This window comes from Streptomyces sp. NBC_01465 (assembly GCF_036227325.1).
In the GTDB taxonomy this organism is placed as follows: Bacteria; Actinomycetota; Actinomycetes; order Streptomycetales; family Streptomycetaceae; genus Streptomyces.
In genome coordinates, this window is record NZ_CP109467.1 from 4,341,200 (window position 1) to 4,364,889 (window position 23,690).

The 23,690-nt window shown below is 68.6% G+C and carries 21 protein-coding genes and 3 tRNA genes; 13 read left to right on the plus strand and 11 right to left on the minus strand.

Annotated features, from left to right (window positions below):
* Positions 1 to 11 precede the first annotated feature (11 nt).
* The 5 genes from OG707_RS20495 to OG707_RS20515 form a co-directional block, all read right to left on the minus strand.
* Positions 12 to 785 (minus strand): ABC transporter permease, encoded by a 774-nt coding sequence (locus tag OG707_RS20495; RefSeq protein ID WP_329120349.1) that lies wholly within the window; start codon positions 783 to 785, stop codon positions 12 to 14.
* Complete coding sequence (locus OG707_RS20500; RefSeq protein WP_329120351.1) at positions 782 to 1,711, minus strand: ABC transporter ATP-binding protein; 930 nt, start codon at positions 1,709 to 1,711, stop codon at positions 782 to 784. Before OG707_RS20500 ends, OG707_RS20495 begins: the two co-directional genes overlap by 4 nt.
* Positions 1,712 to 1,816: 105 nt before the next feature.
* Positions 1,817 to 1,892: transfer RNA gene (locus OG707_RS20505), tRNA-Gly, on the minus strand.
* A gap of 44 nt (positions 1,893 to 1,936) precedes the next feature.
* A tRNA-Gly gene (locus OG707_RS20510) sits at positions 1,937 to 2,008 on the minus strand.
* Between the two features lie 113 nt (positions 2,009 to 2,121).
* Entirely contained in the window at positions 2,122 to 2,439 is a 318-nt protein-coding gene (locus tag OG707_RS20515; RefSeq protein WP_329120353.1) for a histone-like nucleoid-structuring protein Lsr2, read from the minus strand.
* Between the two features lie 301 nt (positions 2,440 to 2,740).
* Between OG707_RS20515 and purS the strand changes: the two genes are divergently transcribed.
* The 4 genes from purS to OG707_RS20535 all read left to right on the plus strand — a co-directional run bounded on the left by purS (position 2,741) and on the right by OG707_RS20535 (position 6,575).
* Positions 2,741 to 2,992, plus strand: coding sequence for a phosphoribosylformylglycinamidine synthase subunit PurS (purS, locus tag OG707_RS20520; protein WP_329120356.1), 252 nt, complete (start codon positions 2,741 to 2,743; stop codon positions 2,990 to 2,992).
* Complete coding sequence (gene purQ / locus OG707_RS20525) at positions 2,989 to 3,669, plus strand: phosphoribosylformylglycinamidine synthase subunit PurQ (RefSeq protein ID WP_329120358.1); 681 nt, start codon at positions 2,989 to 2,991, stop codon at positions 3,667 to 3,669. The genes purS and purQ overlap by 4 nt, the downstream gene beginning before the upstream one ends.
* Positions 3,669 to 5,948, plus strand: a complete 2,280-nt coding sequence (gene purL / locus OG707_RS20530; RefSeq protein ID WP_329127896.1) for a phosphoribosylformylglycinamidine synthase subunit PurL — start codon at positions 3,669 to 3,671, stop codon at positions 5,946 to 5,948. The genes purQ and purL overlap by 1 nt, the downstream gene beginning before the upstream one ends.
* A 105-nt stretch (positions 5,949 to 6,053) precedes the next feature.
* Positions 6,054 to 6,575: a helix-turn-helix domain-containing protein gene (locus OG707_RS20535; protein ID WP_329120360.1), complete on the plus strand. Its 522-nt coding sequence runs from the start codon at positions 6,054 to 6,056 to the stop codon at positions 6,573 to 6,575.
* Here OG707_RS20535 and OG707_RS20540 read toward each other — a convergent pair.
* Positions 6,472 to 8,034, minus strand: a complete 1,563-nt coding sequence (locus tag OG707_RS20540; RefSeq protein WP_329120362.1) for an MFS transporter — start codon at positions 8,032 to 8,034, stop codon at positions 6,472 to 6,474. The two genes, OG707_RS20535 and OG707_RS20540, sit on opposite strands and share 104 nt — an antisense overlap.
* Before the next feature lie 80 nt (positions 8,035 to 8,114).
* On the opposite strand from OG707_RS20540, the gene OG707_RS20545 reads away from it, so the two are divergent.
* The 6 genes from OG707_RS20545 to purM all read left to right on the plus strand — a co-directional run bounded on the left by OG707_RS20545 (position 8,115) and on the right by purM (position 14,332).
* A complete protein-coding gene (locus OG707_RS20545; RefSeq protein ID WP_329120364.1) occupies positions 8,115 to 8,756 on the plus strand; it encodes a TetR/AcrR family transcriptional regulator in 642 nt (213 codons plus the stop codon).
* A 298-nt stretch (positions 8,757 to 9,054) separates the two neighbouring features.
* A complete protein-coding gene (locus OG707_RS20550) occupies positions 9,055 to 9,849 on the plus strand; it encodes a maleylpyruvate isomerase family mycothiol-dependent enzyme (RefSeq protein WP_329120366.1) in 795 nt (264 codons plus the stop codon).
* 42 nt (positions 9,850 to 9,891) lie between these two features.
* A complete protein-coding gene (locus OG707_RS20555; protein ID WP_329120367.1) occupies positions 9,892 to 10,698 on the plus strand; it encodes an META domain-containing protein in 807 nt (268 codons plus the stop codon).
* Between the two features lie 101 nt (positions 10,699 to 10,799).
* Positions 10,800 to 11,567 (plus strand): hypothetical protein, encoded by a 768-nt coding sequence (locus OG707_RS20560; RefSeq protein ID WP_329120369.1) that lies wholly within the window; start codon positions 10,800 to 10,802, stop codon positions 11,565 to 11,567.
* Between the two features lie 101 nt (positions 11,568 to 11,668).
* Positions 11,669 to 13,195: an amidophosphoribosyltransferase gene (gene purF, locus OG707_RS20565; RefSeq protein ID WP_329120372.1), complete on the plus strand. Its 1,527-nt coding sequence runs from the start codon at positions 11,669 to 11,671 to the stop codon at positions 13,193 to 13,195.
* 36 nt (positions 13,196 to 13,231) lie between these two features.
* Positions 13,232 to 14,332 (plus strand): phosphoribosylformylglycinamidine cyclo-ligase, encoded by a 1,101-nt coding sequence (gene purM, locus OG707_RS20570; RefSeq protein ID WP_329120374.1) that lies wholly within the window; start codon positions 13,232 to 13,234, stop codon positions 14,330 to 14,332.
* A 76-nt stretch (positions 14,333 to 14,408) separates the two neighbouring features.
* Here purM and OG707_RS20575 read toward each other — a convergent pair whose 3' ends face one another.
* The gene (locus OG707_RS20575; protein ID WP_329120376.1) at positions 14,409 to 14,669 is read right to left on the minus strand and encodes a DUF3073 domain-containing protein; all 261 of its coding nucleotides are present in this window, start codon (positions 14,667 to 14,669) and stop codon (positions 14,409 to 14,411) included.
* A 289-nt stretch (positions 14,670 to 14,958) separates the two neighbouring features.
* Positions 14,959 to 16,041 (minus strand): Leu/Phe/Val dehydrogenase, encoded by a 1,083-nt coding sequence (locus tag OG707_RS20580; protein ID WP_329120378.1) that lies wholly within the window; start codon positions 16,039 to 16,041, stop codon positions 14,959 to 14,961.
* Positions 16,042 to 16,196: 155 nt separating this feature from the next.
* Here OG707_RS20580 and OG707_RS20585 point away from each other — a divergent pair, with 155 nt between their 5' ends.
* Both OG707_RS20585 and bldC read left to right on the plus strand, forming a co-directional pair.
* Entirely contained in the window at positions 16,197 to 17,042 is an 846-nt protein-coding gene (locus OG707_RS20585) for a hypothetical protein (protein WP_329120380.1), read from the plus strand.
* 480 nt (positions 17,043 to 17,522) lie between these two features.
* Positions 17,523 to 17,729 carry a developmental transcriptional regulator BldC gene (gene bldC, locus OG707_RS20590; RefSeq protein WP_003949541.1) on the plus strand — a complete coding sequence of 69 codons (207 nt, stop codon included), beginning with the start codon at positions 17,523 to 17,525 and terminating at the stop codon, positions 17,727 to 17,729.
* 421 nt (positions 17,730 to 18,150) lie between these two features.
* On the opposite strand, the gene OG707_RS20595 is transcribed toward bldC, so the two are convergent.
* The 3 genes from OG707_RS20595 to hrpA all read right to left on the minus strand — a co-directional run bounded on the left by OG707_RS20595 (position 18,151) and on the right by hrpA (position 22,523).
* Positions 18,151 to 18,318, minus strand: coding sequence for a DUF6274 family protein (locus OG707_RS20595; protein ID WP_329120382.1), 168 nt, complete (start codon positions 18,316 to 18,318; stop codon positions 18,151 to 18,153).
* A gap of 106 nt (positions 18,319 to 18,424) precedes the next feature.
* Positions 18,425 to 18,499, minus strand: a tRNA-Asp gene (locus tag OG707_RS20600).
* Between the two features lie 91 nt (positions 18,500 to 18,590).
* Positions 18,591 to 22,523: an ATP-dependent RNA helicase HrpA gene (gene hrpA, locus OG707_RS20605; RefSeq protein WP_329120384.1), complete on the minus strand. Its 3,933-nt coding sequence runs from the start codon at positions 22,521 to 22,523 to the stop codon at positions 18,591 to 18,593.
* A 100-nt stretch (positions 22,524 to 22,623) separates the two neighbouring features.
* Here hrpA and OG707_RS20610 point away from each other — a divergent pair, with 100 nt between their 5' ends.
* Entirely contained in the window at positions 22,624 to 23,658 is a 1,035-nt protein-coding gene (locus OG707_RS20610) for an ABC transporter permease (protein WP_329120386.1), read from the plus strand.
* Positions 23,659 to 23,690: the final 32 nt, after the last annotated feature.

Consider the following 23,690-nt stretch of genomic DNA (forward strand, 5'->3'; position numbering starts at 1 on the left):
CCCACCCCTTCTCAGCGCCGCGGTTCCCACCGGAACCACTTCCGCACAGCAAACACGGCGATCACGGTCCAGGCCACCGCCGTCGCCACCTGTCCCAGCGTCTCGTACCCGTCCACCCCGCCCGTCCAGCCGGTCCTGATCATCCCGACCACGGGCGTCAGCGGCAGCAGTTCACACACCGACGCGAGCCGGTCCGGCATCACATCGAGCGGTACGACCAGACCCGACCCCGCCATCGACAACAGCAGCATCGGCGTGATGGTTATCTGAGCCCCCTCGGCGGACCGGGTGACAGCCGCCGTGGCCGCCGCCAGCGCACACATCAGCACCATCCCGAGCACCAGCCCCAGCAGCGCCAGCCATACGGCCCGCGGCGCGGCGACCCCCATCGCGACCGACCCGACGACCGCGATCAGCACACACTGCACGACCCCCACGGCCACGGTCGGGAAGGACGCCCCGGCCAGGATCTCCTGGTCCGTCAGCTCCCCGGTGCGCAGCCGCTTCAGCACCAACTGCTCACGCCGTACGACGAAGACCCCGACCAGCGCCGAGTACACCGCGAACAGCAGCACGTACCCCAGCGCCCCCGGCAGCAGCACGGACCCCACCGTCAGCCCGGTGTCGTCGAGGTCCATGTCCTTCACCACCGAGGACATCGAGACGGTCATCACCGTGGGCAGCACCAGCGCGGTGGAGAGCGTCGCCTTGTTGCGCCCCATCAGCGTCAACTCGGCCCGGGCGAGCGCCCCGAGCCGTACAGCACCAGTGGTGGCCATGGTCATCGGACCGTCTCCTGCTCCCGCGCGATGTGCATGAACGCCTCTTCCAGCGACGCCGACCGGACATCGAGCCCCCGCAGCTCGACCCCCTTCTCCTGCGCCCACAACAGCAGCCCGGTCGCCGCCCGTTGAAGCTCGGCCGTCCGCAGCCGCACCGTCCGCCCGGCCGTCTCGTGGCTGCTGACCCCCAGCGCCCCGAGCGGCGGCAGATCCCCGACGAGCCACCCGGCCGGCAGCTCGAACGAGATGTGGGAGGGCTGCTCGGCGACCACATCGGCCACCCGCCCCTCCACCGCTATCCGCCCTTCGTGCAGGATCGCCAGCCGGTCGGCCAGCTCCTCGGCCTCCTCCAGATAGTGCGTGGTCAGCACCACAGTGGTCCCGGCCTCCCGCAGCCCCCGGACCAACTCCCAGGTCTCCCGCCGCCCTTCGGCATCGAGCCCCGTCGTCGGCTCGTCGAGAAACAGCACCTCGGGCCGCCCAAGCAGCGCCATCGCCAGATCCAGCCGCCGCTTCTCGCCCCCCGACAGCTGCTTGACCCGTACGTCCCGCCGCCGCCCGAGCCCGACCATCTCCAGCGCCTCGCCCTCCGGACGCGCACCCGTCGTGCATCCGGCCCACATCCGTACGGTCTCGGCGGCCGTCAACTCCCCGGCGAATCCGCCCTCCTGGAGCATGACGCCGATACGCGGCCGCACCAGCCCCCGCTCCCGGTACGGATCGTGCCCCAGCACCCGCACGCTCCCCGCGCTCGGCGGCTCCAGCCCCTCGAGGACCTCCACGGTGGACGTCTTGCCCGCCCCATTGGTCCCCAGCAGGGCGAACAGCTCACCCGCCGCCACGGAGAAGGAGATGCCCGCGACGGCCTCGAATCCCCCGGCGTACGAACGCCGCAGCTCCTCGACCTCGATCACCGCTGTGTCTGTCATGCATCCAGACTCCCGCCGGACCGGGCCCACACCCGATGACAAATGTCATCAACATCCGCGCACACGAAGAAGCCCCGGTCCGAGGGACCGGGGCTTCTTCATTCATGGAGCGAACGACGAGGTTCGAACTCGCGACCTCAACCTTGGCAAGGTTGCGCTCTACCAGCTGAGCTACGTTCGCATCGCACCAGACCTGTGGTGCGGAGACCACTGTACCTGATGCAGAGCGGGTGACAGGAATTGCACACTGCGCCTTCCCCCTGGAAGGGGGATGTTCTACTACTGAACTACACCCGCACGCTGCGTGAGGCGAGGCCCTGCGGCCTTGCCCTTCGGCGTGCTCCAGACTCTAGCCGACCCCCTGGGGGTCGGTGCAAGTCGGTTCCCCGCAGCGGGAGATCGGCCGGACCTCAGCCCGCCTCGTTGAACGCCTCGTAGACCTTCTTAGGGATGCGGCCGCGGGCCGGCACGTCCATCTTGTTGGACCGGGCCCAGGCGCGGACGGCCGCCGGGTCGGGGGTGACCTGCGTGTGCTTGAAGGTCTTCCCCGACTTGGACTGCTTCCGGCCCGCCTCGACGTACGGCGTCAGGATCTTGCGCAGTTTCTTTGCATTGGCCGTATTCAGGTCGATCTCGTACAGCTTCCCGTCGAGGCCGAAGATGACCGTTTCCGTCGCCGTTCCGCCGTTGATGTCGTCGGAGAGAGTGACTACTACTCGCTGCGCCACGGATATCGGTCCTTTCCTACGTCATCACCGCTCTGACGTGCGGGGATGACGGCCTCACGGCTGATTCTGAGCTACGCGATTTCCTTTGTACAGCGGAAGGCGCCGCATTGTGAAGCCCAGCCAATTACATGCGCGTGTCATTGCGCAATCGCAGCGCCCGTTTTTTTCGAGGATTTTTCCCCGGTGTTGTCGTCGCCGATATCTTGCCGTGATCGTACGGCATCGATATCTACCCGCGTAGATTTTTTTGGCGGGTACTGTGAAGGAACCGCCTTCGCACCACACCACACCGGGAGTGCCCGTGGCACGCGTCGTAGTCGACGTCATGCTCAAGCCGGAGATCCTCGACCCGCAGGGACAGGCGGTGCAGCGCGCACTGCCCCGTCTCGGCTTCAAGGGGATCGCCGACGTACGTCAGGGAAAGCGTTTCGAGCTCGAGGTAGAAGGGCCCGTCGACGACGCCGCCCTCGCCCGCATCAACGAGCTGGCCGAGACGTTCCTCGCCAACACCGTCATCGAGGACTTCACCGTGAAGGTGGAGGACGAGAAGTGACTGCTCGCATCGGAGTCGTCACCTTCCCCGGCACCCTCGACGACCAGGACAGCCTGCGCGCCGTCCGGATCGCCGGGGCCGAGCCGGTCTCGCTCTGGCACCGCGACAAGGACCTGCACCAGGTCGACGCGGTGGTCCTCGCGGGAGGGTTCTCCTACGGCGACTATCTGCGCGCCGGGGCGATCTCCCGGTTCTCCCCGGTCATGGAGACGGTCATCGAGCAGGCGAAGGCGGGCATGCCCGTCCTCGGCATCTGCAACGGCTTCCAGATCCTGACCGAGGCCCACCTGCTGCCCGGCGCGATGCTGCGGAACAACCATCTGCACTTCATCTGCCGCGACCAGAAGCTCAAGGTGGAGAACGCGGAGACGGCCTGGACCGCGGATTACGAGAGCGGCCAGGAGATCTCCGTACCGCTGAAGAACATGGACGGCCGGTACGTCGCCGACGAGCACACGCTCGACGAGCTGGAGGCCGAGGGCCGCGTCGCCTTCCGCTACCTGGACACGAACCCCAACGGCTCGCTGCGCGACATCGCCGGCATCACCAACGCCGCCGGGAACGTCGTCGGCCTGATGCCGCACCCCGAGCACGCCGTGGAGCCGCTGATCGGTACGGGCCGTACCGACGGCCTCGGATTCTTCACCTCGATCCTGAAGAAGCTGGTCAACGCATGATGACCGAGCGAAGCGAGGGCACCATCAAGCACAGCCTCGACACCGTCAAGCACGCTGCCGAAACCCCCGACGCCGAGCAGCCCTGGAAGGAACTCGGCCTCAAGGAGGACGAGTACGCGCGCATCCGGGAGATCCTCGGCCGCCGCCCGACCGGCGCCGAGCTCGCCATGTACTCGGTCATGTGGTCCGAGCACTGCTCGTACAAGAGCAGCAAGGTCCACCTGAAGCAGTTCGGCGAGAAGGTCCCCGAGAACGACGCCATGCTCGTGGGCATCGGCGAGAACGCGGGCGTCGTCGACGTCGGCCAGGGTTACGCGGTCACCTTCAAGGTCGAGTCGCACAACCACCCCTCGTACATCGAGCCCTACCAGGGCGCGGCCACCGGCGTCGGCGGCATCGTCCGCGACATCCTCGCCATGGGCGCCCGCCCGATCGCGGTCGTCGACCCGCTCCGCTTCGGCGCGGCCGACCACCCCGACACCAAGCGCGTGCTGCCCGGCATCGTCTCGGGCATCGGCGGCTACGGAAACTGCCTCGGCCTCCCGAACATCGGCGGCGAGGTCGTCTTCGACGCCTGCTACCAGGGCAACCCGCTCGTCAACGCCGGCTGCATCGGCGTGATGAAGCACGAGGACATCCACCTCGCGAAGGCGTCCGGCACCGGCAACAAGGTCATCCTGTACGGGGCACGGACCGGCGGCGACGGCATCGGCGGCGTCTCGGTCCTCGCGTCCGAGACCTTCGACGACAGCAAGCCCACCAAGCGCCCCGCGGTGCAGGTAGGCGACCCGTTCCAGGAGAAGCTCCTCATCGAGTGCACCCTGGAGATCTTCGGCGAGAAGCTCGTCGCGGGCATCCAGGACCTGGGCGGCGCCGGTCTCTCCTGCGCCACCTCCGAGCTGGCGAGCGCCGGCTCCGGCGGTATGCGCGTCGAGCTGGACACCGTCCACCTGCGTGACGCGACGCTCTCGCCCGAGGAAATCCTCATGAGCGAGTCGCAGGAGCGCATGTGCGCGATCGTCGAGCCGCAGCACGTGGACCGCTTCCTCGAGATCTGCGAGAAGTGGGACGTCATCGCCACGGTCATCGGTGAGGTCACCGAGGGCTCGCAGCTGGAGATCTTCTGGCACGGCGAGCAGATCGTGGACGTACCGCCGCGGTCCGTGGCCCACGAGGGCCCCACGTACACCCGCCCCTACGCGCGCCCCTCCTGGCAGGACGCGCTGCAGGCGGACGACGCCAACAACCTGGCGCGCCCGGCGAACGCGGCCGAGCTGCGCGCCCAGGTCCTGGCGCTGGTCGCCTCCCCGAACCAGGCCTCCAAGGCGTGGATCACCGACCAGTACGACCGTTTCGTGCAGGGCAACACGGTGCTCGCGATGCCCGAGGACGCCGGCATGGTCCGTATCGACGAGGACTCCAACCTCGGCGTGACGATGGCCACCGACGGCAACGGCCGCTACGCCAAGCTCGACCCGTACACGGGCGCCCAGCTGGCGCTGGCGGAGGCGTACCGCAACGTCGCCACCACCGGCGCCAAGCCCCTCGCGATCTCCGACTGCCTCAACTTCGGCTCCCCCGAGGACCCGGACGTCATGTGGCAGTTCGCCGAGGCCACCCGCGGTCTCGCGGACGGCTGCCTGGAGCTGGGCACGCCGGTCACCGGCGGCAACGTCTCCCTCTACAACCAGACGGGCGACGTCGCCATCCACCCGACCCCCGTGGTCGCGGTGCTCGGCGTGATCGACGACGTCAACCGCCGTACGCCGATGGCGTTCAAGGAGGAGGGCCAGCTGCTCTACCTCCTCGGCGACACCCGCGAGGAGTTCGGCGGCTCGGCCTGGTCCGAGGTCGTCCACGGCCACCTCGGCGGAATGCCGCCCAAGGTGGACCTGGCGCGCGAGAAGCTGCTCGCCGACATCCTCATCTCGGCATCGCGCGACGGCATGGTGGACGCGGCGCACGACCTCTCCGACGGCGGCCTGATCCAGGCGCTCACGGAGTCCTGCCTGCGCGGCGGACGCGGCGCACGCGTGGTCGTGCCCGACGGCCTCGACGCCTTCACGTTCCTCTTCTCCGAGTCCGCGGGCCGCGCGATCGTCTCGATCCCGCGCTCCGAGGAGCTCCGCTTCAACGACATGTGCGGCGCCCGGGGCCTCCCGGTCACCCGTATCGGTGTCGTCGACGGCGAAGAGATCGAGATCCAGGGCGAGTTCAGCATCCCGCTGACCGAGCTGAAGGAAGCCCACGAGGCGACGATCCCGGCGCTGCTCGCCTGAGATCGCGTCACGCTCCACGGCCCCGTCCGGTGTGTCCGGACGGGGCCGTGGTGTGTCCGGTTCTCGCTCTTGTGTGTGATTACGTCATTACGTAAATTCAGCGTCATGGAACTCGACGCGCGTGTGACGGAGTTGGAACGCAGGCTCGCGGTGCTGGAGGCGACGGAGGCGGCCGAGGCCCCGCCGTCGGTCGGCGACGGCGACTTCTGGGCGCTGGAGGCGTTCAAGGAGCAGCTCGCCGGCGTACGGGCAGAGAGGGGCGGGGTCCTCTTCACCGGTTCCGTACGGCTGCCGACGGACGAGTGCTACGAGTGGCAGTACGCCGAACTCACCGAGGAGTTGCTCGCCGACGGCGGCGGCGAGGGCGGCGGGTCCGCGACCGCCGACTCGCTCGCCGCGCTGGGTCATCCCGTCCGGCTGCGGCTGCTGCGCGAGATCCTCCGGGGTCGCCGTACGGCTGCCGAACTGGCGGATCTCGACGGCATCGGCACGACCGGCCAGATCTACCACCATCTGCGTCAACTCACCGGTGCCGGCTGGCTGTCGACGACGGAGCGCGGTCGCCACGAGGTGCCGGGACACCGGGTCGTGCCGCTGCTGGTGGTGCTGTCCGCGGCGAAGTCGTGACCGCGACGGACCGGTGGAGCGAGGCTTTGTGCGCCGGAAGGCGCAGGGCGAGCGAGGCCGCGAGTGCCATCAGGCCTGCCGCGCACCAGAACACGATGCCCATCGCATCGGTGAAGGCGCCGATCGCCGCGGCGTGTTCGGAGCCCGTCAGACCTGCGATGTGGCTGGTCGACGAGCCGGGTCCGTTCGCCTCGTACAGGCGGGCGAGCAGGGTGCCGAAGAGTGCGGTGCCCAGTGCGTTGCCGAGGGACTGGAAGAAGCGGATGGACGTGGTGGCCACCCCCAACTGCTCGCGCGGAGCAGCCTCTTGGACCAGCAGGATGAGCTGGCCGATCAGCTGGCCGAAACCGATCCCCAGGAGCAGGAGGTCGGCGCGGATCAGCCAGAGCGAGGTGGTGGGGGTGAGTGTGCCCAGGAGTACGAGGGCGAGCGCACTGACCGCCGAGCCGCCGAGCGCGAACGTCCGTGCCTGCCAGGCGAGCCGGCCCGCAAGGAATCCGACCGCCGTCATGCCGAGCGCCATCGGGATGAGGTAGAGGCCGGCTGCCGAACTCTCGATTCCGCGGACGGTCTGGAGGTAGATCATCACGTACATCAGCGCGCCCATCATGGCGGCGCCGAGCAGCCCCTGGATCGCGAAACTGCCGCGCAGTTCGGGGACCTTGAACATGGAGAGCGGCAGGACGGGCTGCGCCGCCCGCGTCTGCCGCCAGAGGAAGAGGCCGAGTCCGGCGGCCGCGGTGACCAGCAGTGTGACGACGAGGGGCGAGCCCCAGGCGTAGCTCTTGCCGCCCCACTCCATCGCGAGCAGCAGCGCCGAGGAGAACGCGGCGGCGAGTCCGGCGCCGAGGAAGTCGATGGAGCGGCGGCCGGCGGTGTGCACGGGCTTCGGCAGCTTCAGTACGAGGGCCGAGGTGACCAGGACCGCTATGCCGACGGGCAGGTTGATGTAGAAGATCCAGCGCCAGTTCGCGTGGTCGGCGAGGAGCCCGCCGATCCAGGGGCCGACCGCCATACCGCCGCCGGCGAAGATCCCGCCCATCGAGCCGCCCTTGCCGCCGCCCTTCTCCTCCGGCCCCTTGAGCTGGGCGAGCACGACCATGGTGACGCTCATCAGTCCGCCGCCCCCGATGCCCTGCAGGGCGCGGGCGGCGATGAGCTGGGTCATGGACTGTGCGGCGCCGCAGAGCACGGAACCCAGCAGGAAGGTGGCGATGGCGCCGAGCCAGATGCGCTTGGCGCCGAGGACGTCGCAGAGCTTTCCGTAGAGCGGGAGCATCGCGGCGGAGGCCAGGGCGTAGGCGCTGACCAGCCAGGGGATCTTGTCGATGCCATGGGCGGGGTCGAGGTCGCGGACGATCGGGACGGTGGCCGCCGACATGATCTGCAGGTCGAGGACGGCGAGCAGGATCGTGGCGAGGCAGAGCAGGAAGCCGAGTTTGCGCAGCCGGTCGGTCATGGGCATCACCATGCCCGAGGTTTGTGTACTGAGTCAATCTTTCATCTGGGATTAAATTTCATCCTGGTACAGTGATCTGCATGGCTGAGGCGATGGGGCTGCGCGAGCGCAAGAAGCGGCAGACCGCGATGAGGATCTGGCGTACGGCGCTGGATCTGTTCATCGAGCGGGGCTTCGACAAGGTGTCGGTGGCCGAGATCGCGGAGGCCGCCGAGGTCTCGAAGATGACGGTCTTCAACTACTTCGGCACCAAGGAAGACCTCGTCATGGGCCCCATGGAGGAACACGGCGACGACCCGGCGCGCGCGGTGCGCGACCGGGAGCCGGGGGAGTCGGCGGTCGACGCGGTGCGCCGGCAGTTCCTGGAGATGGTCGCGAGCCGGGACCCGTCGGTGGGCCTGCACCATGAGCCGCGGATGTCGCAGATCCGCCAACTGCTCGACACGACACCAGTGTTGATGCAACGCGGGTATGTGTTCATGATGCGGAGCACCGAGCTCCTGGAGCAGGCGCTCAAGGCGGACGGCGGAGACGCGATGACGGCGGAGATCGCCGCGGCCCAGCTGATCGCGGCCCGCAACGCGCTGATCGGCGAGAACCACCGCAGGATGCTGGCGGGCGACCCGCCGGACACGGTGGCCGCGGACGCGGTGGCGGTGGCGAACCGGGCGTTCGACATGATCGAGGACGGCCTGGGCGCTTACGGGACAAGGCTGAGCTAGGGGGTGTCCGGCGGATCAGGTCGCTCTTGCTTGGCGTTGAAGCTTTCACTGCGGGTGAGCGGTGGTCTGGTGCACTGCGCTTCGCTCCGTCTCGGCTCTTTGATTCATCCTTCGGATGCCGAGCGCAGCTGCAAGGCGGAGGAAGGCGACAACGCGAATGGGGCCTCCCCTGCTCGAGCGAAGCCGAGAGCTTGGGGAAGTTGGCAACTGACGACAACGCCGCAGATGTGCGTGCCAGACCGGCGCGACCGCGGCATGATCCGCCGGACACCCCCTAGCCGCGCTCTACCCTGGCCCCATGCCGCCGCCCGCCAAGACCCGCCTTCGTCGCTACGACCCCGCCAAGACCCGTGCCGCGGTCCTGGCCCAGTTCGGCCTCGTACGCACAGCGGTCGAGAGCCTCACCCCCGACCAGCTCGCGCTCCCCACCCGGCTCGGCGACTGGACGGTCCGGGAGCTGGCCGCGCACCTCACCATGGCCGTCGGCACCATCAGCCGCAATCTCGACGAGCCCGCCCCCGAGAAGGCCGAACTCGCCCTCCTGGAGTGGCCGTTCGCAACAGCGACCCGCGCCGGCCAGATCTCCGAGGACACCCGCGCACTCGCCGCGAGCACCGAGCCCGCCGCCCTGTACGAACAGACCGCGGCCCGCATCGCCGACCGCCTCCCCGCCGCCCCCGACGACCGGATCGTCACCACCCGCGTCGGCCCCATGGTGCTCGCCGACTTCCTCGTCACCCGCTGCGTCGAACTCGTCGTCCACACCGACGACTTGAACGACGCCACGGGCCTGGACATCCCGTACGACCGCCAGGCACTCGCCGCCTGCACCCGCCTCCTCGCCGACGCGCTCGCCGCCAAGTCCCCCGGCGGCGCGACCGAAGTGCGCATCCCCCCGTACGCCGTGGTCCAGTGCATCGAAGGCCCCCGCCACACCCGCGGCACCCCGCCCAACGTCGTCGAGACCGACCCGCTGACCTGGATCCGGCTCGCGACGGGACGCACCAGCTGGGCGGCCGCACTCGACGAGGCGAAGGTCTCCGCCAGCGGTGAACGGGCCGACCTCTCCGCCCTGTTGCCCGTCATGAGCTGACCCCGACGGAACCGGAAACCCTGCTCGTCCCGTCCCACCTCCATGCTGAAGCCGCGCACGGCAGCCGTCACCGCCACCGCCGTCCTCGCCCTGGCCGGATGCAGTCAGGGGAGCAACACCGAGGGACCCGAACCCGGCTCGTACATCACGGGCAAGCAGTGGCGGATCGAGTCCGTGACCAGCGGCGGCAAGATCCTGCGGGCGCCCGCCGCTTCACGCCTGACGGTGGGCGCCTACGGGCGCACCCAGTTCACCGACGGCTGCAATCACTTCCGTACGGACATGAAGTTCAAGGCGGTCAGCCTCGACTTCACCGCCGGCAAGATCACCCGGACGACCGCGGCCGACTGCGACGCCAAGACCGGGATGTTCGAGCAGGCCCTCACGGAAACCCTCGGCGGCAAGATGGTGGCGGCCCCGGACCGGGACAGGCTCACCCTCACCAACCCCCGAGGCGGCAATGTCGTCCTCAACGGGTTCCCGCCCAAGCCCCCGGTCCCGCTCCTCCTGACGAAGTGGACGGTGACCGCCCTGACCAGCGGCGACACTGCGAGCACCCTCCCGAAGGGGACCGAAGGCTCGGCGTACTTCACCGTGGGCTCCGACGACTCCATCAGCGGAAAACTCGGCTGCAACCGTCTCTCCGGTACGGCGAAGCCCGCAGCCTCCACCCTCACCTTCGGCCGGATGTCCACGACCCGCATGATGTGCGGCCCCCGGGCGATGGAGTTGGAGCGGCAGCTGCTCAAGGTCCTCAGCGGCAAGGTGAGTTACGCCATCGACAGCATCGGCATCACCCTGACCGGACCGGACGGCCGCGGTCTGCAGGCGGCGGGGTCGGGAACGTAACCCGTACGCACCCTCTGAAGTCGCGTCATCACATTCCGTGGACTTGTCTGGATGTGCCACTGGCATCCCCCAGAAACCCACACCCCCACGGAGCGAATCGCATGCCCCGCACCCGCATACCCGCAGTCCTCCTCACCGGCGCCCTGGCACTCGGTGCCGCCGCCGTCCCCACCCTCGCCGAAGCGGCGGCCCCGCCGCCCAAGCCCGTGCCCGTCCCCGTCGACGGCGGCTTCGTGAAGCTGAACCTCTCGGCCAAGCTCCTCGCCGACCTCAAGGCGAAGGGCGTCGTCCTCACCCAGCTGACCGCCGACTGCTCGGTCCCCAAGGACGCGAAGGGCGAGGACATCGTCTCCAGCGTCACCTCGCTCAGCCTGGGCGTGAAGTCCGGCGACGTGACCGCCGTGGACGCCAAGCTCGCGGGCAAGCTGGAGCTCTCCGACAACTGCATGGGCCTGGTCAACGTGAAGACCAAGGCCGGTGTGGTCCTCAAGAACCTCTCGGCCGACCTGACCACCGGCGTCATCGCGGGCACGGTCCAGGACGCCAAGGGCTCCGCCGACGTCACCCTCGGCTCGTTCGTCCGCCCGGCCGTCAACGCGAAGACCGTCGACGCCGCCTCGAACTCGGTGACCCTCGACGCCACTGTGACGCTCGACGCATCTGTGGCGGCCGCGCTCAACGCCGATCTGGGGGTCCACCTCTTCGTCGGAGGCGGCCCGCTCCTCGACGTGAAGAGCGACATCTCGCTCGTCAACGACGCCGACGTCACCGTGGCCCTGGGCCTGAACGCGGGTGCGGACGTCAATGTCAACGCCAACACGCACCTCGACCTCGGCGCGATTCTCGCCGGGCTGCTCGGCGCGAAGTAGCGCAGAGTCACCGAGGCGAAAACCCTGCAAAACGGGCACTTCGACCGCTGGTCCGTATCCCCAATTCGGACCAGTGGTCGATCTCGCCTACACTCGGTGCCGTGCCTCGTGGTGATGGACGACTCAACCACGACCTGCTCCCCGGAGAGAAAGGCCCCCAGGACGCTTGCGGCGTCTTCGGTGTCTGGGCTCCCGGCGAAGAGGTCGCCAAGCTCACCTATTTCGGACTGTATGCGCTGCAGCACCGTGGACAGGAGTCCGCGGGAATCGCAGTGAGCAATGGGTCCCAGATTCTCGTCTTCAAGGACATGGGACTGGTCTCCCAGGTCTTCGACGAAACCTCCCTCGGCTCCCTCCAGGGCCATATCGCGGTCGGTCATGCCCGCTATTCCACCACCGGTGCCTCGGTGTGGGAGAACGCGCAGCCGACATTCCGTGCCACCGCGCACGGCTCGATCGCGCTCGGCCACAACGGCAACCTGGTCAATACGGCCCAGCTCGCCGAGATGGTCGCCAAGCTGCCCAAGGAAAACGGCCGCGCCACCCAGGTCGCAGCCACCAACGACACCGACCTGGTCACGGCCCTGCTGGCCGGCCAGGTCGATGACGACGGCAAGCCGCTGACCATAGAAGAAGCCGCCGCCAAGGTCCTCCCGCAGGTCCAGGGCGCCTTCTCGCTCGTCTTCATGGACGAGCACACGCTGTACGCGGCCCGCGACCTCCAGGGCATCCGCCCGCTGGTCCTCGGCCGCCTCGAGCGCGGCTGGGTCGTCGCTTCGGAGTCCGCCGCCCTCGACATCTGCGGCGCCAGCTTCGTCCGCGAGATCGAGCCGGGCGAGATGGTCGCCATCGACGAGAACGGTCTGCGCACCTCCCGATTCGCGGAAGCGAAGCCCAAGGGGTGCGTCTTCGAGTACGTCTACCTGGCGCGCCCGGACACCGACATCGCGGGCCGGAATGTCTATCTCTCCCGTGTGGAGATGGGCCGCAAGCTCGCCGCCGAAGCCCCGGTCGAGGCCGACCTGGTGATAGCTACTCCCGAGTCCGGCACCCCCGCCGCGATCGGCTACGCCGAAGCCAGCGGAATTCCGTACGGCTCGGGCCTGGTGAAGAACGCCTACGTCGGCCGCACCTTCATCCAGCCCTCCCAGACGATCCGCCAGCTCGGCATCCGTCTCAAGCTCAACCCGCTCAAGGAAGTCATCCGCGGCAAGCGCCTGGTGGTCGTCGACGACTCGATCGTCCGCGGCAACACCCAGCGCGCTCTGGTCCGGATGCTCCGCGAGGCCGGCGCCGCCGAGGTCCACATCCGGATCTCGTCCCCGCCGGTGAAGTGGCCGTGCTTCTTCGGCATCGACTTCGCGACCCGCGCCGAGCTCATCGCCAACGGCATGACCGTGGACGAGATCGGCAAGTCCCTGGGCGCAGACTCGCTCTCGTACATCACGACGGACGCGATGATCGAGGCGACCACGATCCCCAAGGACAACCTCTGCCGCGCCTGCTTCGACGGCGAGTACCCGATGGAGCTCCCGGACCCGGAACTGCTCGGCAAGCAGCTCCTGGAGACCGAGCTGGCGGCAGGCCCGGCGGCCACCGCCGCGGCCGACGCGCTCCGTCGCCCGTAAAAAGCCCCTGAAGTACGACACGAAAGTTCTCACCCCATGTCTACTGAGTCTTTTGAGCGTGCTCCGCACGCGGGCACTGGTGCCAGCTACGCAGCCGCGGGCGTCGACATCGAAGCGGGAGACCGCGCCGTAGAACTCATGAAGGAGTGGGTGAAGAAGACGCAGCGCGCCGAAGTCGCGGGCCTGGGCGGCCTGGGCGGATTCGCCGGCCTCTTCGACGCGAGCGCCCTCAAGCGTTACGAGCGCCCCCTCCTGGCCTCCGCCACCGACGGCGTCGGTACGAAGGTCGACCTCGCCCGCAAGATGGGCGTGTACGACACGATCGGCCACGACCTCGTCGGCATGGTCGTCGACGACCTCGTCGTCTGCGGCGCCGAGCCCCTCTTCATGACCGACTACATCTGCGTCGGCAAGGTCTTCCCCGACCGCGTCGCCGCGATCGTGAAGGGCATCGCCGAGGGCTGCGTCCTGGCCGGCTGCGCACTGGTCGGCGGCGAGACCGCCGAGCACCCGGGCCTCCTCGGCGAGGACGACTTCGACGTCGCCGGCGCCGGCACGGGTGTGGTCGAGGCCGACCAGCTCCTGGGCCCGGACCGTATCCGTAAGGGTGACGCGGTGATCGCCATGGCGTCCTCCGGTCTTCACTCCAACGGGTACTCGCTGGTCCGCCACGTCGTCTTCGACCGGGCCGGCTGGGCGCTGGACCGGGAGATCGAGGAGTTCGGCCGCACGCTCGGCGAGGAGCTCCTGGAGCCCACCAAGATCTACTCGCTGGACTGTCTGGCCCTGACCCGTACGACCGAGGTGCACGGCTTCAGCCACATCACCGGCGGCGGTCTGGCCAACAACCTGGCCCGCGTCATCCCCGACCACCTGCACGCCACGGTCGACCGCTCCACGTGGACGCCGGGCGCGGTCTTCGAGGTCGTCGGCAAGGCCGGCCGGGTCGAGCGGCTCGAGCTGGAGAAGACCCTCAACATGGGCGTCGGCATGATGGCCGTCGTGCCCGAGGAGTCGGTCGACGCGGCACTGACCACGCTGGCCGACCGGGGCATCGAGGCCTGGGTCGCGGGCGAGATCGAGGACCGCGGCGACAACGCCACCGGGGCCACCCTCACCGGGGACTACGACAAGTAGGCAGCACTAAACCCGGTCCGGGGCCGAGGCCCCCGACCGGGTCGAGTGAGCGTGCTTGTTTTGAGGTGTGCGTACGTCAAGCGCCGCGGCGCTGCTGCGACGATGCGGGACCGGACTCGTCGTCCTCGTCCTCATCGTCCTCGTTGTAGAGATCCGCGTACTGTGCGTACGGGTCATCTTCCTCTTCGTCATCCTCGAACGGCTCCGCGTTCGGTGGTTGACTCGTAGGAGATGCGCCCAGCTCATTGGCCAGACGCGACAGGTCAGTCCCGCCGCTGCTGTACTTCAGCTGGCGGGCGACCTTCGTCTGCTTGGCCTTTGCCCGGCCGCGCCCCATGGCTCGACCCCCTCGGTGACGGGGCTCGACGGCCCCAGAGTCTTGACACCCGTTCATGATTCGGAACGGGCTCTCCGCAGAGAGACCGGTCCGTAGGGCTTTAACGGTACCTGCTTCCGCGGCCATACGGTACGCCGCCCGCATGACGTGCCACTTCACAGAACCCGCGAGAAGCCCTGTCCTCGCTGGTCAGCTGCGATTTTAACCTCTTCTTGGCGACCGACCCGCCGAGGGGGGTGAGTCATGTCTCCCTGCGCTCCCCCTACGGCGGGTCAGTGACCGTCCACGGTCAGTTTCCGCGCGCCTCCGCCATGCGCTGTTCGGCGATCCTGTCGGCTGCGGCGGCCGGCGGAATGCCGTCTTCCTTTGCACGAGCGAATATGGCCAGCGTGGTGTCGAAGATCTTCGCGGCCTTGGACTTGCACCGGTCGAAGTCGAAACCGTGGAGCTCGTCGGCGACCTGGATCACACCGCCCGCGTTCACGACGTAGTCGGGCGCGTAGAGGATCGCGCGGTCCGCGAGGTCCTTCTCGACGCCGGGGTGGGCGAGCTGGTTGTTGGCCGCGCCGCACACCACCTTCGCCGTGAGGACGGGGACGGACGCGTCGTTCAGGGCGCCGCCGAGCGCGCAGGGCGCGTAGATGTCGAGGCCCTCCGTGCGGATCAGGGCTTCGGTGTCCGCCACCACGGAGACCTCGGGGTGCAGATCGGTGATGCGGCGTACCGACTCCTCCCGTACGTCCGTGATCACGACCTCCGCGCCGTCCTGCAGCAGGTGCTCCACCAGGTGGTGCCCGACCTTGCCGACGCCCGCGATGCCGACCTTGCGGCCGCGCAGCGTCGGATCGCCCCAGAGGTGCTGGGCGGAGGCGCGCATGCCCTGGAAGACGCCGAAGGCGGTGAGGACCGAGGAGTCGCCGGCGCCGCCGTTCTCGGGGGAGCGGCCCGTGGTCCAGCGGCACTCGCGGGCGACGACGTCCATGTCGGCGACGAACGTACCGACGTCGCAGGCCGTCACGTAGCGGCCGCCGAGGGAGGCGACGAACCGGCCGTAGGCGAGGAGGAGTTCCTCGGACTTGATCTGCTCGGGGTCACCGATGATCACGGCCTTGCCGCCGCCGTGGTCGAGGCCGGCCATGGCGTTCTTGTACGACATGCCGCGCGCGAGGTTCAGCGCGTCGGCGACGGCCTCCTCCTCGGACGCGTACGGGTAGAAGCGCGTGCCGCCGAGGGCCGGGCCCAGGGCGGTGGAGTGGATGGCGATGACGGCCTTGAGGCCGGAGGCGCGGTCCTGGCAGAGCACGACCTGTTCGTGCCCTCCCTGATCCGAGTGGAAGAGGGTGTGCAGGACGCCGTCGGAAACATCGGTCACTGTGGTGACTCCCAAATACGAAGCGGCGGGTGGAGGGCCCACCTGCGGGTGGGGAAGGCCCAGTTGGCAGCAGATTAGGGCCTACGCACCCGTAGATCCGGTGAGGTGCCGAGGATCACTCCCTCGGGTCGCGGGAGCGTGGGACGATTCGGTACATGGCGGTGGTGTCCTCGGTGATCGTGCCCTACACGTCCTATCTGCGGGTGTACGAGCCGCTCTCGGCCTTCCCCGAGCCCGAACGGGCCCACTGGGCGAGCTATGCCCGCCGGGCCGACCTCCCGACCGCACAGGACGAACTGCGGGCCGCCCTGGCCGACTTGCTGCCCACTCCGCCGGTCGCCGTCCCCGTGCACGAGAGCGCGGACGCCTTCGTGACGGTGGTCGACGGGGTGGTGTGCGTCTGCCCGTGGCGGACCCGGCTGCGCGGCTGGCTGGCGCTGGAGGAGCTCGCGGGGCAGTACCCGGAGCTCGTGCTCGACGTCGTACTGCCACCGGTGGTGCGCCTGCAGGCGGCCGCGGACTACGAGCGGTGGCTGGAGCGGAATCCGGACGCGCGGCCCTGGATCCGTACGACGGTCTGGCATGTGCCGGTGCGGTGGTTCGCGCTCTTCGGGGACGAGGAGCGGGAGTACGTGAAGGCGGGGGAGGGCGGGGTCGCTCCTGTCCTGCGCTACAGGACACCGATGGTGCAGGCGCGACGGCGGCTGGCCCGCGCACTGAAGACGCTGCGGGATCACTTCGAGGAGGGGCCGCTCACAGAAGGCCTGGTAGATGTGGGGAGGTGGCTGGAGGAATTCCATCCGCGCTCCCTGGTCGAGCTGGACTACGGCGGCCTGGTGCACGTCCTTCCCGAGGCGGACCTCGCCGATGACCGGTCGGCCGCGGATGTCGCGGCGGCGGTCGCGGCGCTGCGCGAGGGGGACAGCGAGGGTGCCGACGCGGCGTACGGCCGGCTGTCGGACCGGTGGCGGGCGGTGCGGGAGCGTCAACTCTCCAACTGATCCCGTACCGACTTCGGTCGACATCGGTGCACTGCGGGACCTAGGTCCTGAACCGGGCCTTTGCCTCAAGCGTGACCTACTGCACTAACCCGGGCCTTGCGCCCATCCCCCACCCTCGTGTCAAAATAGGACAAGGAGCCCGGGGAGGGCTCCTTCCACCCAACTTTGGGGGGAAACCTCGGCATTGCGTTCTTTGGGGGGTCTGATGACTCCTGATCACCGTGTGACTGATCGTCACTGCGGTGTGACTGTCCGCTATGGCATGGTCCATCGGGCTTCCGCCGCTGTTGAACACCTCAGAGGGCAATTCCATCGGTTTGGCCGACGCGGCTGGACGGATGGTGTAGTTGTAGTGCCGAGGACAAGCCGTTCGTCCTATAACCGACTCGGCCCGTGTCTGCCATTTCGGGCAACGCGGGTCAAGGTGCAGAATTTAGAGGAATGAACCGAGAAGGTTCGGTTCTCCCGAGGAGGCCGCTCATGACCGCTCGCACCCCTGATGCCGAGCCGCTGCTGACCCCGGCTGAGGTTGCCACGATGTTCCGCGTGGACCCGAAGACGGTCACCCGCTGGGCGAAGGCGGGCAAGCTCACGTCCATCCGCACGCTGGGTGGACACCGCCGGTACCGCGAAGCAGAGGTACGCGCCCTGCTCGCGGGCATTCCGCAGCAGCGCAGCGAGGCCTGAACATCCCTTAGCAGGGACTGAAATCGGACATACCCGGGTCCCCCAGCCCGGATTGCCCGCCTATAGCTCCACCTGACGCTCGCCTGCCCCAACGGGCCGCGTCGCAGCACTTCATTGATCGCGCTGGACTCCGCCGGGTCCAGCGCGATCTTTTTTGTGCCCTGTTGGGGAGCGCCGGGGGCTGCTGTGGGGGTTCTTTGGGGGGCCTGTGGGGCTGCTGGGGGCCGGCCTTGCGGCGGCCGCTCCTGACTCCGAAGTCAGCTCCGTACAGGGGTGCAATTGCACATATTAAATTGGCCCGTTGTAGGGAGGGGGTAAGTTCACAGGTTCTCAAAACTCATGCCGTGACACCCGTCACACGACCTGACTCTTGCCAACTCCGAGCCTGCCACTCATCAACTGGGCTGTGGGCAGCCGTTGGTCACTTCGCCGGGGGACTTTGGTCCTCGGCCGCGCGCGGCTCCATGGCCAGGCGCAGGAGGCGGTGGCAGACAGGGCAGTGCCGGGTGAGGTGGCGATTGCCCACGGAGGCCGCCAGATGGGCGCGGAGGAGCGCGCGCGTCTCATGCCTCTGTGCAGACGCCGTCATGTGCTGCCTCCCGCCTGTTCCCCTGTTGTCCGGAGTACCGGCGGCGGAAGGCGGAGTCAAGACGCAAGAAGGCCCGGATCCAGGGGATCCGGGCCTTCTCTTACTGCGGTCCTGACGGGATTTGAACCCGCGGCCTCCACCTTGACAGGGTGGCGAGCACTCCAAACTGCTCCACAGGACCTGGCTTGCAGCCGGTATGTCCGCTTGCGCTTGGCTGCGAGACAGACTGTACAGCAGGTCAGGGCCCCCGGTCGAACTCGATACGGAAGGGCTCAGCGGACCCCGGCGACCGCCTGGTCGATGGCCTTCACGATGCGCTTGTCGGAGACCGGATGGGCGGTGCCGAGCGCATGCGCGAAGTAGCTGACGCGCAGCTCCTCGAGCATCCAGCGGATGTCCAGGACCTCCTGGGGGACGGGCCTGCCCTGCGGCATCTGCTCCAGGAGCCAGGCGTACTCGTCCTGCATCTCGTGGACCTTCTCCATGCGCGTGGTGTCCCGCTGGACGGCCGTCGGCATCTGCTGCAGACGGCGGTCGGCGGCCACCAGGTAGCGCATCAGGTCGGCGAGCCGGCGCAGGCCGGTGGCCGTGACGAAGCCCGGTTTGACCAAGGTCGCCAACTGGGTGCGTACGTCCTGGACGTTGGCGACCAGCGTGAGGCTGTTCGTCGACTTCAGGCGGCGCTCGCAGGCCTGCCAGGCGGCCAGGATCTGCTGCACCTGGTCGACCGTGCGGATGGTCAGCTCCACGAGGTCCGTGCGGACCTTGTCGAACAGCTTGCGGAAGGACTCCTCGTCCCAGGCCGGGCCGCCGTGGTCGGCGATCAGCTTGTCCGCGGCGGCCGTCGCGCAGTCCTCGAAGAGGGCCTGGACGGAGCCGTGGGGGTTGCGGGAGAGGGCGAGCTTCGCCTGGTTCGTCAGGCGGTCCGAGGCGAACTTGGCGGGGTTCACCGGGATGTTGAGCATGATCAGCCTGCGGGTGCCGCGCCACATCGCCTGCTGCTGCTCGGCCTCGGTGTCGTAGAGCCGTACGGAGACGGTCTCGCCCGCGTCGACCAGTGCGGGGTAGGCCTTCACCGGCTGGCCCGCCCTGCGGGTCTCGAAGAGGCGGGGGAGCGTGCCGATCGTCCAGGCCGTGAGGCCCGTGCGCTCGATGGACTCGCCGCCGCCCGCCTCCGCGGTCGCCGCTGCCGCCTTGGAGAGCGCCTGCCGGGCCTTGGGGCGGAGCTGGAGCTTGAGAGCCTCCAGGTCCTTGTCCTCGGCGAGCTTGCGGCGGCGTTCGTCGGTGATCCGGAAGGTGATCTTGAGGTGGTCGGGGACCCGGGTCAGGTCGAAGTCCTCGTCCGTGACCGGGACTCCGACCATTCGCTGCAGCTCGCGCGCGAGCGTGAGGGGGAGCGGCTCCTGGAGGGGGACGGCGCGGTCCAGGAAGGCGGTCGCGTAGTTCGGGGCCGGTACGTAGTGGCGGCGGATCGGCTTCGGGAGGGAGCGGATCAGCTCGGTGACCACTTCCTCGCGCAGGCCCGGGATCTGCCAGTCGAAGCCCTCGGAGGTGACCTGGTTGAGGACCTGGAGGGGGATGTGGACGGTGACGCCGTCGGCGTCCGCGCCCGGCTCGAACTGGTACGTGACGCGGAACTTCAGCTTTCCCTGGCGCCAGGAGTCCGGGTAGTCGTCCTTGGTGACCGCGCCGGCCTTCTCGTTGATGAGCATGGAGCGCTCGAAGTCGAGTGCTTCCGGCTCGTCGCGCTGCTTCTTCTTCCACCAGGAGTCGAAGTGCGCGCCGGAGACGACGTGCTCGGGGATCCGCTGGTCGTAGAAGTCGTAGAGCGTCTCGTCGTCGACGAGGATGTCGCGGCGCCGTGCGCGGTGCTCCAACTCCTCGACCTCGGTGAGGAGTTTGCGGTTGTCGGAGAAGAATTTGTGGTGCGTGCGCCAGTCGCCCTCGACGAGCGCGTTGCGAATGAAAAGTTCGCGCGACGCCTCGGGGTCGATGCGGCCGAAGTTGATTTTGCGCTGGACGACGATCGGGACGCCGTACAGCGTCACCTTCTCGTACGCCATCACGGCGGCCTGGTCCTTCTCCCAGTGCGGCTCGCTGTACGTGCGCTTCACCAGATGCTGGGCGAGCGGCTCGACCCACTCCGGCTCGATCTTGGCGTTGACGCGGGCCCAGAGGCGGGACGTCTCGACCAGCTCGGCCGACATCACGAGCTTGGGCTGCTTCTTGAAGAGCGCCGAGCCGGGGAAGATCGCGAACTTGGCGCTGCGGGCGCCGAGGTACTCGTTCTTCTCGGTGTCCTTCAGCCCGATGTGGGAGAGGAGGCCCGCGAGGAGCGAGGTGTGGACGGACTGCTCGGGGGCGTCCTCCTCGTTCAGGTGGATGCCCATGGTCTTGGCGACCGAGCGGAGCTGCGCGTAGATGTCCTGCCACTCGCGGATGCGCAGGAAGTTGAGGTACTCCTGCTTGCACATCCGGCGGAAGCTGGAGGAGCCGCGCTCCTTCTGCTGCTCGCGGACGTAGCGCCAGAGGTTGAGGTACGCGAGGAAGTCGGACGTCTCGTCCTTGAAGCGGGCGTGGTTCTGGTCGGCCTGCTGCTGCTTCTCCGAGGGGCGCTCGCGCGGGTCCTGGATGGAGAGGGCGGCGGCGATGACCATGACTTCACGTGCGCAGCCGTTGCGGTCCGCTTCGAGGACCATGCGGGCCAGGCGGGGGTCGACGGGGAGCTGGGAGAGCTTGCGGCCCTCCTGCGTGAGGCGCTTCTTCGGGTCCTTCTCGGTCGGGTCGAGCGCGCCGAGCTCCTGGAGCAGCTGCACGCCGTCGCGGATGTTGCGGTGGTCCGGAGGGTCGATGAAGGGGAACTTTTCGATCTCGCCGAGGCCGGCCGCGGTCATCTGGAGGATGACGGACGCCAGGTTCGTACGGAGGATCTCGGCGTCCGTGAACTCCGGGCGGGTGAGGAAGTCGTCCTCGGAGTAGAGGCGGATGCAGATGCCGTCGGACGTACGGCCGCAGCGGCCCTTGCGCTGGTTGGCGCTCGCCTGCGAGACCGGCTCGATGGGCAGGCGCTGCACCTTGGTGCGATGGCTGTAGCGGGAGATGCGGGCCGTGCCGGGGTCGATGACGTACTTGATGCCCGGGACGGTGAGGGAGGTCTCGGCGACGTTGGTGGCCAGGACGACGCGTCTGCCGGTGTGCTGCTGGAAGACGCGGTGCTGCTCGGCGTGCGAGAGGCGGGCGTAGAGGGGGAGGACCTCGGTGAGGCGGAGGTTCTTCTTGTTGAGCGCGTCCGCGGTGTCACGGATCTCGCGCTCGCCGGAGAGGAAGACCAGGATGTCGCCGGGGCCCTCGTGCTGGAGCTCGTCGACGGCGTCGCAGATGGCGGTGATCTGGTCGCGGTCGGAGTCGTCCCCTTCCTCTTCGAGGAGGGGCCGGTAGCGGACCTCGACGGGGTACGTACGCCCGCTGACCTCGACGATCGGGGCGTCACCGAAGTGGCGCGAGAAGCGCTCGGGGTCGATGGTCGCCGAGGTGATGACGACCTTCAAGTCCGGCCGCTTGGGCAGGAGTTGGGCGAGATAGCCGAGCAGGAAGTCGATGTTCAGCGACCGCTCGTGGGCCTCGTCGATGATGATCGTGTCGTACGCGCGCAGCTCGCGGTCCGTCTGGATCTCGGCGAGCAGGATGCCGTCCGTCATCAGCTTGACGAAGGTGGAGTCCTGATTGACCTGGTCGGTGAATCTGACCTTCCAGCCGACCGCCTCCCCGAGCGGCGTCTTCATCTCGTCCGCGATGCGCTCGGCGACCGTACGGGCGGCGATCCGGCGGGGCTGGGTGTGCCCGATCATCCCGCGGACCCCGCGCCCCAGCTCCAGACAGATCTTCGGGATCTGCGTCGTCTTGCCGGAGCCGGTCTCGCCCGCGACGATCACGACCTGGTGGTCCCGTATCGCCTCGGCGATCTCGTCCTTCTTCTGGCTCACCGGGAGCTGCTCGGGATACGTGATCGCGGGCAGGCGTTCGCCGCGCCTGCGCATCCGTACGGCGGACTTCTCCGCCTCGGCGGCGATGTCGTCCAGGACGGCCTGGCGCGCCTCGGGTTTACGGATACGGCGGGCGCCCTCGAGACGCCGGCCGAGCCGGTGCGCATCGCGCAGCGACGCCTCGTTGAGCGTGGCCTGGAGATCAGCGAAGGAAGTAGACATACCTGATCCAGGATCTCACCCCGCGCAAACGACTGGCGAACGGATTTGTGCGCGGCGGACAGGCCGAGAAGTCCTGATATGAGTGGTTTAGCGTGAGTCCATGCCCGATCAGACAGATCAGCACGGCGCACACGGACGGCCTCCGACCAGGGCGGAACGCTGGGCGACGGTGAAGAAGTCCCCGTTCTTCCCCGCGACGGTCCTGGTCTTCATCCTGGCCGCAGCGGCGGGCCTCTTCGCCGGCTCGTACACCTACGCCATGGCGAACCCGACCCCGCACCGCATCCCGGCCGCGGTCGTCGGCTCGTACGACACCGCCGCCGGGCGGCAGTTCGTCGGCGGGATGGAGAAGGCGCTCGACGCCTCGCTGCGGCTGCACAGCTATCCGACGTACGGACAGGCCCGCCGCGCCGTCGAGGAGCAGCAGGTCTTCGCGATCGTCCAGGTACGGGACGCGGACGTCCTCCTCGACGTCTCCGGGGCCTCGGGCGCATCGGTCGCCCAGGTGATCGCCGAGAGCGGGGCCGCGGTCGGCAAGGCGACCGGGCAGACGGTGGTGGTGCGGGACATCAAGCCGCTCCAGAAGGGCGACCCGCGGGGCCTCGCGCTCTTCTACATCTCGCTCGCCGCGGTGATCATCGGCTTCGTCGGCGCGATCCAGCTGAGCGTCCACGCCCGCGCTCTCAACCCGCTGGAACGCATCGCTTTCACCGTCGCCTACTCCCTGCTGGGAGCCTTCGCCATCGCGGCGGTGGTGGACTGGCTGCTCGGCGCGCTCGACCTGCCGTTCATGGAGTCCTGGTCGATCCTGGCGCTCACGATGTTCACCTCGGGCATGGTCTTCACGATGTTCAACACCCTGATGGGCCGCTGGGCGATGATCCCCACCTGGGGCCTGATGGTGCTCCTGGGCAACCCGTCGTCGGGCGGCGCGGTCTCCTGGCCGCTGCTCCCCTCCGTACTGGGCCACATCGGCAGATGGCTCCCGCCGGGCGCCTCGATCAACGCCCAGCACACCGCGGTCTACTTCGGCGGACACCAGCACGCCCTGCCGTTCCTGGTCCTGGCGGCCTGGGCGCTGCTGTCCTGCGGGGTCTTCTGGATGTGGCGGCACCGGCATCCGGGCGGGCGCTGAGATTCCGTACGTACGCGAAAGGCCCCGACCGT